The organism is Streptosporangium nanhuense (assembly GCF_059358815.1).
Genome location: NZ_JCADBG010000024.1, coordinates 35,717 through 52,471, shown reverse-complemented (window position 1 = coordinate 52,471; position 16,755 = coordinate 35,717). Strand labels below are relative to the sequence as shown.

The window sequence follows — 16,755 nt, the reverse complement described above, 5'->3', positions numbered from 1 at the left end:
GGGATTTCTTGACGATGTTGAGTCTCGAAGGGGTCACCAAGACCTACCGGGTGGGTGCCTTCGGCACCGCGACCCTCACCGCCGTCGACGACGTGAGCCTCGACCTGGCGCCGGGGGAGGTGGTCTCCCTCATCGGCGAGAGCGGCAGCGGCAAGACGACCCTGGGCAAGACCGTCCTCGGGCTGCTCCGCCCGACGCGGGGCACGATCACCCTCGACGGGGCCCCCGCACGGCCGGGCAAGGCGTACTACCGGCACGTGCAGGGTGTCTTCCAGGACCCGTTCAGCTGCTACAACCCGGTCTTCAAGGCCGACCGGGTGCTTCGGATGATCAAGGACGAGTACTTCCCCGGCGTCGCGGACTCCGAGTGGGACGGCAGGATCGACGCCTCCCTCAAGGACGTCGGCCTCGACCCCGGGCAGATCCTGGGCCGCTACCCCCACCAGCTCAGCGGCGGCCAGCTGCAGCGCCTGCTGATCGCCAGGGCGCTCCTGCTCGACCTGCGGTACCTCGTCGCCGACGAGATCACCAGCATGCTCGACGCGTCCACCAGGATCGACGTCCTCAACCTGCTCGCCGACCTGAAGTCGCGCGGCCTGGGGGTGCTGTTCGTCACCCACGACCTGTCGCTGGGCAACTACATCAGCGAGCGGGCCGTGGTGCTGTACCGGGGCCGGGTGGTCGAGTCAGGTCCCACCGGCATGGTGTTCGGCAACCCCCTGCACCCGTACACGGCCAGGCTGCTGTCGTCGGTGCCCAGGCTCACCGCCCGGTGGGACGGCGAGCCCGCCGCCCCTGCCGGAGTTCTGCGAGAAGGACCCTCCACACTGGTGGAGGCCGAACCAGGTCACTTCGTCCGGCGGGACGACACCACATCCACGGGGAGTGTGAATTGAGGGCGCTACACGACGGCTGGACCCTTCACCAGGTGGGCGGGGGCCTCTCGCGCGTCCCGGCCACGGTGCCGGGGTGCGTGCACACCGACCTGCTGGCCGCCGGCCTCATCGAGGACCCCTACCTGGACGACAACGAGGACCGGCTGACCTGGATCGGCCGCTCGGACTGGGAGTACGAGACGGCCTTCACCTGGCACGCCGACGGCCACGAGCGCACCGACCTGGTCTGCGAGGGCCTGGACACCGTCGCCGACGTCGAGCTCAACGGCGTCCGGGTCGCCACCGTCGCCAACCAGCACCGCTCCTACCGCTTCCCGGTACGCGAGCTGCTGCGCGAGGGGGAGAACACGCTGCGGGTGCGCTTCGCCTCCCCCGTCGAGTACGCCGAGGCGCGGCGGGCCGAGCTGGGGGACCGGCCGGGCAGCTACGAGGCGCCGTACCAGTTCATCCGCAAGATGGCCTGCAACTTCGGCTGGGACTGGGGCCCGTCGGTGGTCACCTCCGGCATCTGGCGGCCCATCGGGCTGCACTCGTGGAGCGAGGCCCGGATCGCGTCGGTACGGCCGCTGGTGAGCCTCGACGGGCCCGACGGGCTCGTCGAGGCGCACGTCACCGTCGAGCGCGCCGGCCAGGCGCCCCTGACGGTGAGCGCGCGGGTGGCCGGGGTGGTGGCGGAGACGGTGCTGGCCGCGGGCGAGTGCGAGGCCGTGCTGAGGCTGCGGGTGCCCGAGCCCCGGCGGTGGTGGCCGCGCGGGTACGGCGCCCCGGACCGCTACGAGCTGACCGTGGGTCTGTCCGGACAGGCCGATGAGGACACCTGGACGGGGCGGATCGGTTTTCGCGACGTGCGCCTGGAGCGGACGGACGGGGCCTTCACCGTCGTCGTCAACGACACCCCGGTGTTCGTGCGCGGCGTGAACTGGATCCCCGACGACTGCTTCCCGGCCCGCCTCACCCGCGAACGCCTGGCCGGGCGTTTCGGCCAGGCCGTCGGCGCGAACGTCAACCTGCTGCGGGTGTGGGGCGGCGGCCTGTACGAGAGCGAGGACTTCTACGACCTGGCCGACGAACTGGGCCTGATGGTCTGGCAGGACTTCCCGTTCGCGTGCGCGGCCTACCCCGAGGAGGAGCCCTTCGCGAGTGAGGTCGAGGCCGAGGCCCGCGAGAACCTCACCCGCCTGTCGTGGCGGCCCTCGCTGGTGCTGTGGTGCGGCAACAACGAGAACCTCGAAGGCCACGCCGACTGGGGCTGGCAGGACACCCTGGAGGGGCGCACCTGGGGCGCGGGCTTCTACCACGACCTGCTGCCCGCGCTGGTGGCCGAACTCGACCCCACCCGCCCCTACTGGCCCGGCAGCCCCTATTCGGGCCACCCCGACCAGCCGCCCAACGACCCCGCCCACGGCACCGTCCACATCTGGGACGTGTGGAACCGCGAGGACTACACCCACTACGCCACCTACACCCCCCGCTTCGTCGCCGAGTTCGGCTTCCAGGGCCCGCCCGCCCACACCACCCTGCGCGACGCCGTCAGCGGCGAACTGAGCCCGGACGCCCCCCTGGTGCTGCATCACCAGAAGGCCCACGAGGGCAACGCCAAACTCCTGCGCGGCCTGGGCGAGCACCTGCCGGTCCCCGGCGGCTTCGACGACTGGCACTACCTGACCCAGCTCAACCAGGCCCGAGCCCTCACCTTCGGCATCGAACGCTTCCGCGCGCTGGCCCCCTACTGCGCCGGCACCGTCGTCTGGCAGCTCAACGACTGCTGGCCGGTCACCTCGTGGGCCGCCGTCGACGGCGCCGGCCGGCGCAAACCCCTGTGGTACGCACTGCGCCGCGTCTACGCCGACCGCCTCCTGAGCGTCCAGGACAACGCCGTCGCCGTGATCAACGACAGCCCCGGCCCCTGGACCGGCGAGCTGGACCTGCGACGCCTCACCCTGGACGGGCGACCCCTGGCCAAGGAGAGCGTCCAGGTCACGGTGGCGCCCCGCTCCGTGGCGAGCGTCCCGCTCCCCGACGCGGTGGCCACCCCGGCGGAGCCGTCGGCCGAAGTGCTGTCGGTCCGGCTGGGCGGGCACCGCACCCTGCACTTCTTCGCCGAGGACACCCACCTCGCCCTGCCCGCCGCCGCCTACGACACCGACGTCACCCCGGCCGGGGACGGCGGGGTGGAGGTCACCGTCACCGCCCGCACCCTCCTGCGCGACCTGGCCCTGTTCCCCGACCGCCTCGACCCGCACTCCAGCGTCGACGACATGCTCCACACCCTGCTGCCCGGCGAGAGCGTCACCTTCCACGTCACCGGCTCACCCGACCCCGCCGCTCTCGTCACCCGCCCCGTACTGCGCTGCGTCAACGACTGAGCCGCTCCCGGGAGATCCCGTGCCGTCCGGGGAGAACCGTCCGTAAAGAAGGGGGCGAGGAGCGGGCGGCGGGCGTCCCAGAGCGTGGACCCGCACACGCCGGGGCCGGATGGCCCGTTAGTCTTGACGGGCACATCCGACGACGCCGAGAGAGATCATGAAGACCTTCGAAGAGCTGTACGCCGAGCTGTCCGACAAGGCGCGCACCCGGCCCGAGGGCTCGGGCACCGTGGCCGCGCTGGACGCCGGGGTCCATGCCATCGGCAAGAAGGTCGTGGAGGAGGCCGCCGAGAGCTGGATGGCGGCCGAGCACGAGTCGAACGAGCGGACGGCCGAGGAGATCTCCCAGCTCCTCTACCACGTGCAGGTCCTCATGATCGCCAAGGGGATCGGGCTGGACGAGGTCTACAAGCATCTGTGAGCCGGTGCGCCCGGCTCCCGGTCCCGTAGGCAGTTCGTCCACACGTAAGGAACCCAGCCATGCTGCGTCTCGCCGTACCCAACAAGGGCGCCCTCACCGAGGGGGCCCAGACGATCCTCAAGGAAGCCGGATACCGCGTCCGCAAGGACAGCAAGGAGCTCGTGGTCGCCGACCCGGAGAACTCCTGCGAGCTGTTCTTCCTGCGGCCCAAGGACATCGCCGTCTACGTCGGTGAGGGCACCCTGGACGCCGGGATCACCGGCCGCGACATGCTCCACGACTCCGGCGCGCGGGTCGAGGAGATCATCCCGCTCGGCTTCGGCCGCTCCACCTTCCGCTTCGCCGCCAACCCCGGCGACTTCGACTCCGTCGCCGACCTCAAGGGCAGGCGCGTCGCCACCGCCTACGCGGGGCTGCTGGAGTCCTACCTCGCCGAGCAGGGCGTCGAGGCACGGGTGATCAAGCTGGACGGCGCGGTCGAGACCGCCATCCGGCTGGGCGTGGCCGACGCCGTGGCCGACGTCGTGGAGACCGGCACCACGCTGCGCAACATCGGCCTGGAGGTGTTCGGCGAGCCGATCACCCACTCCGAGGGCGTGCTGATCAAGGGGATCGGCGCCGGGGAGACCCCGGGCCTGCGGCAGCTCATCCGCCGCCTGCAGGGCGTGCTGGTGGCGCGCGACTACGTGATGATGGACTACGACATCCGCGCCGAGCGGATCGAGGAGGCCATCGCCCTCACCCCCGGCATGGAGGGGCCGACGGTCTCCCCGCTGCACCGGGAGGGCTGGGTCGCGGTCCGTGCCATGGTCCCGCGCAAGGGGCACCAGCAGATCATGGACCAGCTCTGGGAGATGGGCGCCAAGGCCATCCTGGTCACCGCCATCTTCGCCTGCCGCCTCTGAGAGCGGTGAGCTCGTGCCCGAGCTCACCGCCCGGGAGACGGTCGACTTCGTCCGGCGGCTCCACCCCGAACCGCTCGGCCTGGAGGAGATCCTGCGGACGGCCGACCGCACCGGCCCGGCGCGCCCGTAGCCAGGGCCGGCTCCGACCGCGCCGGTTCCGGCTTCGACCGTGCCGGCGCCGGCCTGGCCGGGCGGGATCTCGTCCCGGTCCCGGATGACGCGGGGGGTCAGCGGGGGGTCAGGAGGAGAGCGTCGCGGCCTCCTCGGCCTCGATCCGCTCGTTCCACTCGCGCTTGGAGGAGCGCCACGCCTCGTCGTCGCGGCCCAGGCGCCAGTAGCCCGAGATGGAGAGTCTCGCCAGCGGGATGCCGCGCTCGGCGCGCAGGTGGCGCCGCAGGTCGCGCACGAAGCCCGCCTCGCCGTGGACGAAGGCGTGCACGTCGCCGTCGGGGAAGTCGAGCTCGCGGACCGCCCTGACCAGCAGCTCGCCGTACGGGGCGTCCCCGCGGTGCAGCCAGACGATCCGCGCGTCGCCGGGGGAGTCGATCTTCTGCTCCTCCTCGGGGCCCTCGACCTCGATGAAGGCCCAGGCCGGTGCCCCGGCGGGGAGGTTCTCCAGGGAGGCGGCGATGGCGGGCAGCGCGCTCTCGTCCCCCGCGAACAGGTGCCAGCCGGCCTCGGGGTCGGGCGCGTACGCGCCGCCGGGGCCGAAGAAGTGGAGCTCCTCGCCCGGCTGGACCCGGTCGGCCCACGGCCCGGCCAGGCCGCTGTCCCCGTGGACGACGAAGTCGATCGTCAGCTCGCCCGCCTCGGCGTCCCAGCGCCGGACGGTGTAGGTGCGGGTGGTGGGCCACTGCTCGCGGGGCAGGTCGCGGCGGATCGCCTCCGCGTCGAACGGCTGGGGGTAGCTCACCCCGGCGGGGGCGAACAGCAGCTTGACGTAATGGTCGGTGTACTCGTCCGCGCGGAAACCGGCCAGGCCCTCGCCGCCGAGCACCACCCGGATCATGTGGGGGGTGAGCCGCTCCACCCGCTGGACCAGGCCGCTCCTCAACTTCGGTGTGCGGCGCTCGCCTTTGTCCTCTGCTGCCATGTGTCACTCCGTGTGGTCCAAGTTAGGTAAGCCTAACTCGTACCATACGTCACCTGAGGGCGGCCACGGCCCGCACCGCCTGGTCCACCTGCTCCGGGGTGGTGACGATCCCGGTACCGAAGCGCAGGTAGACGTCCTGGTAGGGGGTGGCGCTGGTGATGATCCGATGGTCCCGGCGGAGCCTGCCCACCGCGGTGGGGGCGTCCATGCCGTCGACCACGCAGCAGACCAGCCCGGCCGACAGCTCCGCGGAGACCGGGGTGATCAGCCGCACGTTGGGCAGTTTCGCGAGCCCCGCCTTGAGCCGGGTGGCCTGCTCGGTGATCCTGGCCGCCACCCGCTCCTTGCCGATCGCCCGGTGGAAGGCGAACGCCTCGCTCAGCGCCCAGCGGTGCTCGAAGCTGTGGTAGCCGCCGGGGGTGTGCAGGAGCCCACCGGGGCCGTACGGCTCGTCGCCGGTGCCCGGGTCGACGGTCACGCTGGAGAAGCTCGCGATCACCGGCAGCAGCGCCCGCCAGGCCTGGCCCCTGCCCCACAGGATGCCGGTGCCCCGGGGGCCGAACAGCCACTTGTGGGTGCCGCTGGCCAGGAAGTCGCAGCCCAGCTCCTCCACCCCGTCGGCCATCGCGCCGAAGCCGTGCACCCCGTCCACGCACAGCAGCGCCCGGTCCTCGGCGTCCCTGGAGCGGTTGGCCTCGGCGACCATGTCGGCGATCGCCCTGACCGGCATCCGCACCCCGGTGCCCGAGTGCACCCAGGTGATCGCCACCACCCGGGTCCTCGGCGTGAGCGCGGCCTTCAGCCGGGAGACGATCTCGTCGGCGGAGGCCTTGGCCGGGTCGTCGTACAGGCCGACCCTGCGGACCTTCGCGCCGGTCCTGGCGGCGAGCAGCCGCAGGCTCTCGTGGGTGGCGAAGAAGTCGTGCTCGGTGGTGAGCACGTCCTGGCCGGGGAGCAGCCGCATGCCGCTGTAGAGCAGGCCCAGGCCCATCGTGGTGCTGTCGGTGAGGGCGACGTCGGGGGCGTCGGCGCCCAGGTAGGCCGCGGCGGCCTCGCGCACCGCCCCCTCCCTGTCCTCGCCGTGCAGGTAGGCGTCGGTGTCGGTGTCGAGGCCGCGCCGGTGCTCCTCGATCGCCCGCCGCACCTGGGCGGGGTGGGAGGCGAGGACGTAGGCGGCGAACTGCGCGTAGGAGGGGTCGAGCGGGAACTGGGCCCGCACCGACTCCCAGCTGGCGGGGTCGAACGGGGGAGGCCGCGAAGGAGCCGGGGCGGCGGGCGTGTCGCCGGGGGTGCAACCGGACAGCGCGGCCCCGGCCCCGGCCAGGAGTCCCGCGCCGAGCAGCCCGCGCCGCCCGACCCGAGATCCGCGATCGTCCATCCGTGCCCTCGCCGCCCCTCGCCGTCGTCCCGCCCCCTGAGCCCTTCCTACCGTGATCATGCGCGCCTGCCAAGGGGTACGGGGGCGGGCGCGGCGGATATTCGAATCTACAACGTAAAGGCGCCAGGGCCGGAACGGCGAAAAGGACCGTTCCCCCGACGCGCGGAGAAGGGCTCAGCGCTGCATGGCGGCGACCTGGCGGATCAGGTCGGCGATCCGGACGATGCCCATGCAGCGGCCCACCTCGTCGGTGACGACCAGGTCGTCGTAGACGCGCTCGGCGTCGCGGCCCGCGACCTGCATGGCCGCTATGGCGGGGGTGGTCTTGGGCACCGTGCGCACGGGGTCGGCCAGCCGCCCGGCGGCCTTCTTGCCGTGCAGGGCGTGGCCGAAGCGCCCGGCGATCGACAGCAGGAAGCGGCTGCGGTCGAGGCTGCCCCGGGGACGCTGGTACTCGTCGACGAGGATCACGCTGGTGATGGACGGCTCGCTGCCGAAGGCGTCGATCACGGCCTCGGCGGTGGCCTCGTAGGGGAGGGTCACCGCGGGCAGCAGGAACTCGTGGACGCGGGGGCCGAGCGTGAGCCGCGAGGGCTCCGGCTCGACGACCGGGAGCGGCACGTGCACCCGTCCCGACGGGCCGGGGATCAGCAGCGGGCCCTGGGCCAGCCGCACCCCCCAGCCGCGGATCGCGGCGAGCTGCGCCTCCTCCTTCACCCCCGGGGCCAGCACGTGCGCCCCGGTCCCCCGCGCGAGCCGCGCCAGGCCCTCGCCGATCGCGGCGCGGCGCGGGTCGCGGGGCACCTGGTCGATCAGGTCACGCGAGATGACCGCCAGGTACGGTGCCGCGTCGGCGATCAGGTCCAGCGGGAAGTGCCCGGTGCCCAGGTCGCCGATCGCGATCAGGTAGCCGATGGCGCGCAGGCCGTCCAGCCCGGTGAGCAGGGAGCGGCGCTCGAACTGGGCGAAGTCGCCTCGTACGGTGAGGATCACCTCGCCGGGTCGCCGGCCCGAGGCGCGCAGGGCCTCGTGCAGCGGGGCGAGCGCGGCCGAGCCGCCGATCACCGCGGACGTCGGCAGGGTGAGCACCAGGGGGAGCAGGACCTCGCTCGCGGCGACGTCGCGCGCCGTCTGGACGGTGGAGGAGATGTTCCCGAGGCCCTCGCCGGTCGCCTGGAAGGCGATGACGCCGCCGGTGTCGAGGTCGACGACGGGCGTGACACCCGCACCTGCCGTGGAGGCCCGCGGGACGGTTCGCGCTCTGGTCGTCACATTCCGAGAATGGACCATTCTCTACCGTCACAGCGGCAACGAGCGGTGATGTTCACCGATATTTCGCCATTCGTTGGACTTGACCAGCGAGATCGTGTGCCCGGCGAGGTCAGCCGGTAGTGTCGCGTTCCATGACGTCGCGACCGGCCAAGGGGGGAGGCCGCTGGGTCTCCGTGGCGCCCGAGCGCCTGAACCGCTGGATCGACGGCTTCGTCGACCGGCACGGCCCGCCGGGCGTGACGGCCTCGGACTCCGTCGTACGCCTCGACGGCGCGGACGGCGCGGTCGCCGAGTGCCAGGTGCCGTTCCCGCCGCTGGCCTCCTCGGGGGGCGGCCCGATGGCACGCCTGGTCACCCACGTGCGCACCGAGCGCAGGATCGGCGTGCTGCTGGTACGGCTGGGCGGCCACGCGGCGGGGATCTTCCAGGGGGAGGAGCTGCTCTCCTCCAAGGTGGGCTCGCGGCAGGTCCACGGGCGCAGCGCGGCGGGCGGCTGGTCGCAGCGGCGCTTCGCCCGGCGCAGGGAGAAGCAGGTGGACCAGGCGCACGAGGCGGCGGCCGAGGTGGCGCTGCGGATCCTCGTCCCGCACGTGGGCGAGCTGGAGGCGGTCGTGCTGGGCGGCGACCGGCGCGCGATCGACGCGCTGCGGCCTGACCGCAGGCTCGCGCCGCTCTTCGCCCTGGAGGCGGAGCCCTTCCTGACGGTCCCCGACCCGCGGCTGGTGATCCTCAAGGACACCCCCGCCCAGTTCCGCGCGATCCGCATCAGGGTGAGCGACCCCGGCTGAGCGGGGTCCGCGGCTCGCGGGACGGGGCTCCGGCGCGGGAATTCCGGGTGGGCGCGGTCCGGGGGAGCGGGGCTCGGGGAACGCGGTCATGGGGGGCGGGGCGCGAAGGGACGGGGCTCAGGGGAGCGGGGCTCGCCAAAACGTGGAGAAGCCGCTCGGTGTCGCGCCGTACACTGATCGGTATGCGCACTCCCGATTGACCGTCGTCCCGATGAAGGCGAGACGGCCGAGCCGAGAGCCGGGAGACACAGGGCGCGGCGGGTTCGGCCACAGTGAAGTGAGCCTGTGTATTTCCTGCTGGGAGTGTTCTCCAACCATGATCGTAGCTTCTGACATCGAACTGCGGGCCGGGGCCCGATTGCTCATCGAGGGTGCGTCCTTCCGGGTGAACCCCGGCGACAAGATCGGGCTCGTCGGCCGCAACGGGGCCGGGAAGACCACGCTGACCCGCGTGCTCGCGGGAGAGGGGTCGGCCGCCTCCGGCACGGTCTCCATCAGCGGCGAGGTCGGCTACCTGCCGCAGGACCCGCGCACCGGCGACCTGCACGTGCTCGCCCGCGACCGCATCCTGTCGGCCCGCGGGCTCGACCAGGTGCTGCGCGAGCTGCGCGAGGCCGAGGCGGGCATGTCCTCGGCCGACGACCGCACGAGAGACCGCGCGGTCCGCGCCTACGGGCGCCTGGAGGACCGGCTGCACGTCCTGGGCGGGTACGCCGCCGAGTCGGAGGCCGCCTCCATCGCCTCCAGCCTGGGACTGCCCGACCGGGTGCTCGGCCAGCCGCTGGAGACCCTCTCCGGAGGGCAGCGCAGGCGGGTGGAGCTGGCCCGGATCCTCTTCAGCGGGGCGGAGACTCTCCTTCTTGACGAGCCGACAAACCACCTAGATGCGGACTCAATCGGGTGGCTTCGTGATTTTTTACGATCTCACCAGGGCGGCTTGATCATTATTAGCCACGACGTCTCGCTTCTTGAAGCGACGGTAAACCGCGTCCTGCACCTCGACGCCAACCGTGCGGTGATCGACACCTACAACGTCGGCTGGAAGGCCTACCTGGCCCAGCGCGAGACCGACGAGAAGCGCAGGAGGCGCGAGCGCGCCAACGCCGAGAAGCAGGCCTCGGCCCTGATGTCGCAGGCCGACAAGATGCGCGCCAAGGCCACCAAGGCCAAGGCCGCGCAGGACATGCAGCGCCGCGCCGAGCGCCTGCTGTCCGGCCTGGAGGTGGAGCGGCGCGGCGACAAGGTCGCCAAGCTGCGCTTCCCCCAGCCCGCCCCGTGCGGGCGCACCCCGATCATGGCGGAGGGGCTGTCGAAGTCGTACGGCTCCCTGGAGGTCTTCACCGACGTCGACGCCGCCGTCGACAGGGGGAGCAGGGTCGTCATCCTGGGCCTGAACGGCGCGGGCAAGACCACTCTCCTGCGCATCCTCGGCGGCATCGAGGAGCCCGACACCGGCGCGGTCAAGCCGGGACACGGGCTCAAGCTCGGCTACTACGCGCAGGAGCACGAGACGATCGACCCCGAGCGCACGGTGCTGGAGAACATGCGCTCGGCCGGGGGAGAGCTCCCCGACGTGGAGCTGCGCAAGGTCCTGGGCTCGTTCCTGTTCACCGGCGACGACGTGGACAAGCCCGCGGGGGTGCTGTCGGGCGGGGAGAAGACGCGGCTGGCGCTGGCCACGCTGGTGCTGTCCGCGGCCAACGTCCTGCTCCTGGACGAGCCCACGAACAACCTCGACCCGGCCAGCAGAGAGCAGGTTCTTTCGGCGCTAACGTCCTATTCTGGGGCGATTGTGCTTGTCACGCATGATGAGGGTGCTGTAGAGGCGCTACGACCCGATAGGGTGATCTTGCTGCCTGACGGAGTTGAAGACGCGTGGAGCGACGAATTTTCCGATCTTGTGGCACTTGCCTGATCTTAATTTGAGCGGGTACGGATCTTTTCCCGTGGAGTAGGTAGCCGATCTCGCTGAAATGACTGATCATGGCGTGTGTAACGCTGCGGAAGTCTGGCACTACAGGAGGTACTCGTGGCCGAGACTCTGAAGAAGGGCACCCGGGTTACCGGGGCCGATCGTGAAAAACTGGCCTCCGATCTCAAGAAGCGCTACAGCGCGGGTGAGAGCATCCGCGCCCTGGCCGCTTCGACCGGCAGGTCGTACGGGTTCATCCACCGCATCCTGAGCGAGTCCGGCGTGACTCTGCGCGGGCGCGGTGGCGCCACCCGAGGCAAGTCCAAGCGCTGACCCCGCCTCGGAACGCGCGACCGCAGCCGCTCGTCCCCCACTCTGAAGCCGTCCCCGCCCGAACCTGTAGAACCTCATTCTGGAGAGTCGATAGGCTCGGGCGAGGCGGACACCGAGGGTGGGAGAACAGGCGATGGCGGAAGTGACGTTCGGGGGGAGTGCGGAGGAGATCTCTCTCAAGGAGGTCGGTCTGCGCTATGAGGTGGACGGCGAGATCGCGACGATCACGCTGGACCGTCCGGAGAAGCGGAACGCTCAGACGTTCGCTACCTGGTCGGCTCTGGCTCATATCGGTGACGGCCTGCCGCAGCAGGTGAGGGTCGTCGTGATCAGGGGTGAGGGGCCGTCCTTCTCGGCTGGGATCGATCTGAGGATGTTCACCCCGGAGGGGGTTCCAGGGCAGGGGTCGTTCGCGTCCTCCGCGACACTCGACCAGGCGGACTTCGCCGGGCGGGTGGCGCGGGCCCAGCGGGGCTTTCTCTGGCTGAGGCGTCCCGACATCGTCTCCGTGGCGGCCGTTCAGGGCCACGCGGTCGGTGCGGGGTTCCAGCTGGCGCTCGCCTGTGACCTGCGGGTCCTGGCGGACGACGCCAAACTGTGCATGAAGGAGCCGGCCCTCGGGCTGGTTCCCGACCTGACCGGCACCAAGCCGCTGGTCGACCTGGTGGGCCTGTCCAGGGCCATCGAGATCTGCCTGACCGCCCGCGTCGTGGGGGCGCAGGAGGCGGCCAGGATCGGCCTGGCCGAGCTGGTCGTCGCGCCACAGGAGCTGACGCAGGCCGTACGCGACCTGACCGACGCGCTGCTGGCGACCAACCGCGACGCCGCGACGGCGACCAAGCGGCTGCTTCAGGGTGCTTCGGGGCGCACGCTGGAGGAGCAGTGCGCGGCCGAGGCACACGAGCAGGCGGGGCGCGTCAAGGCGCTCTTCGGGTAGGTCGTCCCGCTCGTGGTCCGTGATCCGTGGAGGGCCGTCACCCGGTTCGTCCAGGTGGCACTCCGGCGCTGTTCGCCCGGAGCTGACAGGGGAATCATCGTGCCTCTCCCGGTGCTCGCATCGGGAGAGGAGGCCGTATGGCGATGATGGGTGGAGGGCTCGGCCCCCAGGCGATGATGTCGTTCCGGCGGGACAGGTCGGTGACCAAGCAGCGGCTCGCGCCGGGCACGGTCAGGCGCATCGCCCGCTACGCGAGGCCCTTCTCGCGGCACATCGCCGCCTTCCTCGCGCTGGTGGTGGTCAGCTCGGTCGTCGTGATCGCCAACCCGCTGCTGATGAAGGCGATCATCGACGACGGCGTCATCGCCAAGCGGCAGGGAGTGGTGATCGCCCTCGCGCTGGTCATCGCGGGGCTGGCGGTCGTCGACGGCGCGCTCACCCTGACCCAGCGCTGGTTCTCCTCGCGGATCGGCGAGGGCCTCATCTACAACCTGCGCACCGAGGTCTTCGACCACGTCCAGCGCATGCCGGTGGCCTTCTTCACCCGCACCCAGACCGGCGCCCTGATCTCCCGGCTCAACACCGACGTCATCGGCGCCCAGCGCGCCCTGACCAGCACCCTGTCGTCGGTCGTGGCCAACGTGGTGATGCTGGTGCTGGTCCTCGGCGCCATGCTGGTGCTCTCGTGGCAGATCACCGTCGTCGCCCTCGTGCTGTTGCCGATCTTCATCCTCCCCGCGAAGTGGGTCGGCAGGAAGATGTCCGGGCTCACCCGCGAGCAGATGGAGCTCGACGCCGAGATGAGCACCATGATGACCGAGCGGTTCAACGTCGCCGGGGCCATGGTCGCCAAGCTGTACGGCCGCCCGGCCGACGAGACCGCCGCCTTCGGCGAGAAGGCGGGGCGGGTGCGCGACGTCGGCGTCACCGTCGGCATGTACGGGACGGTCTTCCGCGTCGCGCTCGGCCTGGTCGCGGCGCTGGCCACCGCCCTGGTGTACGGCGTGGGCGGCGTGCTGGCCGTCTCCGACGTCTTCGAGCTCGGCACCCTGGTGGCCCTCGCCGCCCTCCTGATGCGCCTGTACGGCCCGCTGACGAGCCTGTCGAACGTGCACGTGGACGTGATGACCGCGCTGGTGAGCTTCGACCGGGTCTTCGAGGTCCTCGACCTGCGGCCCATGATCGCCGAGAAGCCCGACGCCAGGCCCCTCCCGGACGGGCCGGTCACCGTGGAGTTCGACGACGTCCGGTTCAGATACCCCTCGGCCTCTGAGGTGTCGCTGGCCTCGCTGGAGGCGGTGGCCCGCCCCGACACCGGGCCCGGCCACGAGGTGCTGCGCGGCGTGACCTTCACCGCCCGCCCCGGCGAGATGGTCGCCCTGGTCGGCCCCTCGGGCGCGGGGAAGACCACCATCACCGGCCTGGTCTCCCGTCTCTACGACGTCGGCGAGGGCGCGGTCCGCGTCAACGGCCTGGACGTGCGCGACGCCACCCTGGCCTCCCTGCGCGACACCGTGGGAGTCGTCACGCAGGACGCCCACCTGTTCCACGACACCATCGGGGCCAACCTCCGCTACGCCAGGCCGGGGGCCGGCGACGAGGAGATCTGGGACGCCCTGCGGGCCGCCCAGATCTCCGACCTGGTCCTGGACCTCCCCGAGGGCCTGGAGACCGTGGTGGGCGACCGGGGCCACCGGCTGTCCGGCGGCGAGAAGCAGCGGCTGGCCCTGGCGAGGCTGCTGCTCAAGGCGCCCCGCGTGGTCGTCCTCGACGAGGCCACCGCACACCTCGACTCCGAGTCCGAGGCCGCCGTCCAGCAGGCGCTGAAGGTCGCGCTGGCCGGACGCACCTCGCTGGTCATCGCCCACCGGCTCTCCACGGTCCGCGAGGCCGACCAGATCCTGGTGGTCCAGGACGGCCGGGTGGTCGAGCGGGGCCGCCACGAGGAGCTGCTGGCCAGGGGAGAGGTCTACGCCGAGCTCTACCGGACCCAGTTCAGCCAGGCCTCCTGACGGTCCCGAGCCACCAAGTGGATCTTCCGGTCCCAATGGTGTTAGATCATGGTGAGGTGGACGACCGGCTGAAACGCGACGACCTGACCGACGACGAGTGGGGGCGGCTGGCGCCGTCGCTGCCCGCTCACGCCCGGCGGGGGAACCGGTGGGCCGATCACCGCACGATCATCGACGGGGTGTTCTTCCGCACCAGGAGCGGCTGTCCCTGGCGCAAGCTGCCGGAGACGTACGGCAACTGGAAGACCGTCTACAACCGGCACCGCCGGTGGTCGGCGGACGGCACCTGGGAGACGATCCTGGGTACGCTGCGGACCGGCGAGGATCCGGCTCCCGGTTCCGGGACGGCTCCTCCGGGGGACATCCGGCCCGGTGCGACGTTCGAGGTCCCGAACTGGTGACCGCGCCGCCCAGGCCCGGCTCCCGCTGTGCCGGCGGCCGGGCTCGCGCGGACCGGGCAGGGGAGAGGCGACCGCCGCGTCCCCCGAAGCGAGACGCCCGGCGGGGAACGCGGACCGGTGTGAGGGTGACGGGGCCGGCGTGGGCCGTGAGGGGGACGCGGACCTGCGTCAGGGTGACGCGTAGCCCAGGCGGGCGAGCTCCTCGCGGGCGACCTTGGCCACCAGCTCGGCGTCCTGCCCGCGCAGGCGGGTGCGCCAGACGCCCACCCTCGGCACGTTCCTGCCCAGCAGGGCGATCTTGGGAACTCGCGTCTCCAGGAAGCGGGAGAGCCCGTCCAGGGCCTCGGCGGGGGAGGAGACCAGGTCCTCGTAGCGCAGGGTGAGCAACTGCTCGCGGGGCAGGTCCTGGTGGAGGGAGGCCGACAGCCGCACCGCGCTGCGCCAGCGCAGCGCGCACTTGCCCGCCGTGGGCATCGCCTTCCAGCGCTCGCGGTGCTCGCCGGAGTTGACGCCGAGGAACGGGTTGGGAAACTCCGTCTCGTCGCTCAGCATGGCCGGCTTGAACCACGTCAGGGACGTGGGGTCGGCCAGCATGTCGGCGGCCACGTCGCGGCCGTCCCTGATGAGCTGGACGAAGCGGGCGTCGGGGAAGGCCTGCAGCAGTACCGAGGCGCTGTAGATCAGGTCGGGGCTGGCGTCGCCGAAGCGGGTCACCGAGCCCGAGGCCACGCAGGGCCCGGCTCCGGTCACGCCGCCCGCCTCCCGGCACGGGGCGGGGCACTCCTCGCAGGCGCCGGGGACGATCTGCCAGGACTCGGCCATGGCGTCGCGGAGCACGCGGGTCGCGCCCATGCCCCGTCCCGCGATCGAGGGCCGCCGGGCGAAGGCGTAGACGACGTGCGCCACCGCCGCCCGCCCCATGGTGACGTGGAATCCGGGGGAGCGTTTCAGGGCGCGGGCCAGCAGATCCGCGCCGGAGTGCGGGGCGGCGAGCACGAACACCGGCCTGCGGACCTTGATGCCGTTGACCACCAGGATGTGGGGCGGAGGTCGCATATGAAAGCCCAGTGTGGCACCGTTTGCGGAGTGAACGAACCGGCCGCCGGGATACCGGTACCGCCTCCGCCGCGCCCGGGCGACACGGTGGCGGTGGTCGCCCCGTCCGGACCTCCCGATCCCGAGCGGCTGGCGCGCGGCATCCGCGTCCTGGAAGGGCTCGGGTTGAAGGTCGTCGTCGGCGCCCACGTCCTCGACAGGGACCGCTACCTGGCGGGCCCGGACGCCGCCCGCGCGGCCGATCTGCAGGACGCCTGGTGCGACCCCGCGGTGAGCGCGGTGTTCTGCGCCCGCGGCGGCTACGGCGCCACCCGCCTCCTCGGCCACCTCGACTGGGACGCCATGCGGGCCGCCGGGCCCAAGGCGCTGGTCGGCTCCAGCGACGTCACCGCCCTGCACAGCGCGTTCGCCGTGGAGCTGGGCGTCGCCTCCTGGTTCGGGCCGATGCCGGCCTGCTCCACGATCAGCGATCCCGAGGGGCCCGAGCCGCGCACCTTCGAGAACTTCACGGCCGCCCTCGCCGGGGCCCCGCCGACGGTCACCGGCGACCGGGTGATCGTTCCCGGCGAGGTCACGGCGCCGGTCACCGGCGGTAACCTCACCCTGCTGGCCGCGCTCTGCGGCACGCCGTACGCGTTGTCGGCGCGGGGCCGGATCGTCCTGCTGGAGGACGTCACCGAGGCGCCGTACCGGATCGACAGGATGCTCACCCAGCTGCTGCAGGCGGGGGCGCTCGACGGGGCCGCCGGGTTCGTCCTGGGGTCCTGGGTCGGCTGCGGCGACCCCTACCCGGTGCTGGAGGAGCTGCTCGCGCCGCTCGGCGTGCCGGTCATCGGGGGGCTTCCGGTAGGGCATGGAAAGCCACAGTTTTCGCTATTGCTCGGGGCACTTGGTGCTATTGATGCAGAATCGTGCTCTCTGGCCTACTCAACAGGGGGCGCCGACAAGGCACGCTAGGTGCGAACCTAGGAGGAAACCGGCAGAG

Annotated in this window: 15 protein-coding genes; 11 read left to right on the top strand and 4 right to left on the bottom strand. The window is 71.9% G+C overall.

Features of this window, described 5'->3' with window-relative positions:
• Positions 1 to 14: 14 nt before the first annotated feature.
• The 4 genes from AC5L38_RS35220 to hisG all read left to right on the top strand — a co-directional run bounded on the left by AC5L38_RS35220 (position 15) and on the right by hisG (position 4,588).
• Complete coding sequence (locus AC5L38_RS35220; protein WP_495247133.1) at positions 15 to 896, top strand: ATP-binding cassette domain-containing protein; 882 nt, start codon at positions 15 to 17, stop codon at positions 894 to 896.
• A complete protein-coding gene (locus AC5L38_RS35215) occupies positions 893 to 3,262 on the top strand; it encodes a glycoside hydrolase family 2 protein (RefSeq protein ID WP_495247132.1) in 2,370 nt (789 codons plus the stop codon). The genes AC5L38_RS35220 and AC5L38_RS35215 overlap by 4 nt, the downstream gene beginning before the upstream one ends.
• A 157-nt stretch (positions 3,263 to 3,419) precedes the next feature.
• Positions 3,420 to 3,683: a phosphoribosyl-ATP diphosphatase gene (locus AC5L38_RS35210; RefSeq protein ID WP_350947730.1), complete on the top strand. Its 264-nt coding sequence runs from the start codon at positions 3,420 to 3,422 to the stop codon at positions 3,681 to 3,683.
• A gap of 59 nt (positions 3,684 to 3,742) precedes the next feature.
• Positions 3,743 to 4,588 carry an ATP phosphoribosyltransferase gene (hisG, locus tag AC5L38_RS35205; protein ID WP_495247131.1) on the top strand — a complete coding sequence of 282 codons (846 nt, stop codon included), beginning with the start codon at positions 3,743 to 3,745 and terminating at the stop codon, positions 4,586 to 4,588.
• Between the two features lie 238 nt (positions 4,589 to 4,826).
• Here the strand turns inward: hisG and AC5L38_RS35200 are convergent, their stop codons facing one another.
• From AC5L38_RS35200 to AC5L38_RS35190, 3 genes are all read right to left on the bottom strand, one after another.
• Positions 4,827 to 5,681 (bottom strand): siderophore-interacting protein, encoded by an 855-nt coding sequence (locus AC5L38_RS35200; protein ID WP_495247130.1) that lies wholly within the window; start codon positions 5,679 to 5,681, stop codon positions 4,827 to 4,829.
• A 49-nt stretch (positions 5,682 to 5,730) separates the two neighbouring features.
• On the bottom strand, positions 5,731 to 7,059 hold the full coding sequence (locus AC5L38_RS35195; protein WP_495247129.1) for an aminotransferase class V-fold PLP-dependent enzyme: 1,329 nt from the start codon (positions 7,057 to 7,059) through the stop codon (positions 5,731 to 5,733).
• Between the two features lie 174 nt (positions 7,060 to 7,233).
• Entirely contained in the window at positions 7,234 to 8,331 is a 1,098-nt protein-coding gene (locus AC5L38_RS35190; RefSeq protein ID WP_495247128.1) for an EAL domain-containing protein, read from the bottom strand.
• A 131-nt stretch (positions 8,332 to 8,462) separates the two neighbouring features.
• On the opposite strand from AC5L38_RS35190, the gene AC5L38_RS35185 reads away from it, so the two are divergent.
• The 6 genes from AC5L38_RS35185 (at position 8,463) to AC5L38_RS35160 (ending at position 14,714) form a co-directional block, all read left to right on the top strand.
• Positions 8,463 to 9,119: an acVLRF1 family peptidyl-tRNA hydrolase gene (locus tag AC5L38_RS35185; RefSeq protein ID WP_495247127.1), complete on the top strand. Its 657-nt coding sequence runs from the start codon at positions 8,463 to 8,465 to the stop codon at positions 9,117 to 9,119.
• 316 nt (positions 9,120 to 9,435) lie between these two features.
• On the top strand, positions 9,436 to 11,034 hold the full coding sequence (locus AC5L38_RS35180) for an ABC-F family ATP-binding cassette domain-containing protein (protein ID WP_495247126.1): 1,599 nt from the start codon (positions 9,436 to 9,438) through the stop codon (positions 11,032 to 11,034).
• A gap of 114 nt (positions 11,035 to 11,148) precedes the next feature.
• Entirely contained in the window at positions 11,149 to 11,364 is a 216-nt protein-coding gene (locus tag AC5L38_RS35175; RefSeq protein ID WP_030904785.1) for a helix-turn-helix domain-containing protein, read from the top strand.
• 133 nt (positions 11,365 to 11,497) lie between these two features.
• Positions 11,498 to 12,301: an enoyl-CoA hydratase/isomerase family protein gene (locus tag AC5L38_RS35170; protein WP_495247125.1), complete on the top strand. Its 804-nt coding sequence runs from the start codon at positions 11,498 to 11,500 to the stop codon at positions 12,299 to 12,301.
• Positions 12,302 to 12,438: 137 nt separating this feature from the next.
• A complete protein-coding gene (locus tag AC5L38_RS35165; protein WP_495247124.1) occupies positions 12,439 to 14,313 on the top strand; it encodes an ABC transporter ATP-binding protein in 1,875 nt (624 codons plus the stop codon).
• 56 nt (positions 14,314 to 14,369) lie between these two features.
• A complete protein-coding gene (locus AC5L38_RS35160; protein ID WP_495247123.1) occupies positions 14,370 to 14,714 on the top strand; it encodes a transposase in 345 nt (114 codons plus the stop codon).
• Positions 14,715 to 14,882: 168 nt separating this feature from the next.
• Here AC5L38_RS35160 and AC5L38_RS35155 read toward each other — a convergent pair whose 3' ends face one another.
• Positions 14,883 to 15,770, bottom strand: coding sequence for a sulfotransferase family protein (locus tag AC5L38_RS35155; RefSeq protein ID WP_495247122.1), 888 nt, complete (start codon positions 15,768 to 15,770; stop codon positions 14,883 to 14,885).
• Positions 15,771 to 15,800: 30 nt separating this feature from the next.
• On the opposite strand from AC5L38_RS35155, the gene AC5L38_RS35150 reads away from it, so the two are divergent.
• Positions 15,801 to 16,727: a S66 peptidase family protein gene (locus AC5L38_RS35150; protein ID WP_495247121.1), complete on the top strand. Its 927-nt coding sequence runs from the start codon at positions 15,801 to 15,803 to the stop codon at positions 16,725 to 16,727.
• Positions 16,728 to 16,755 lie beyond the last annotated feature (28 nt).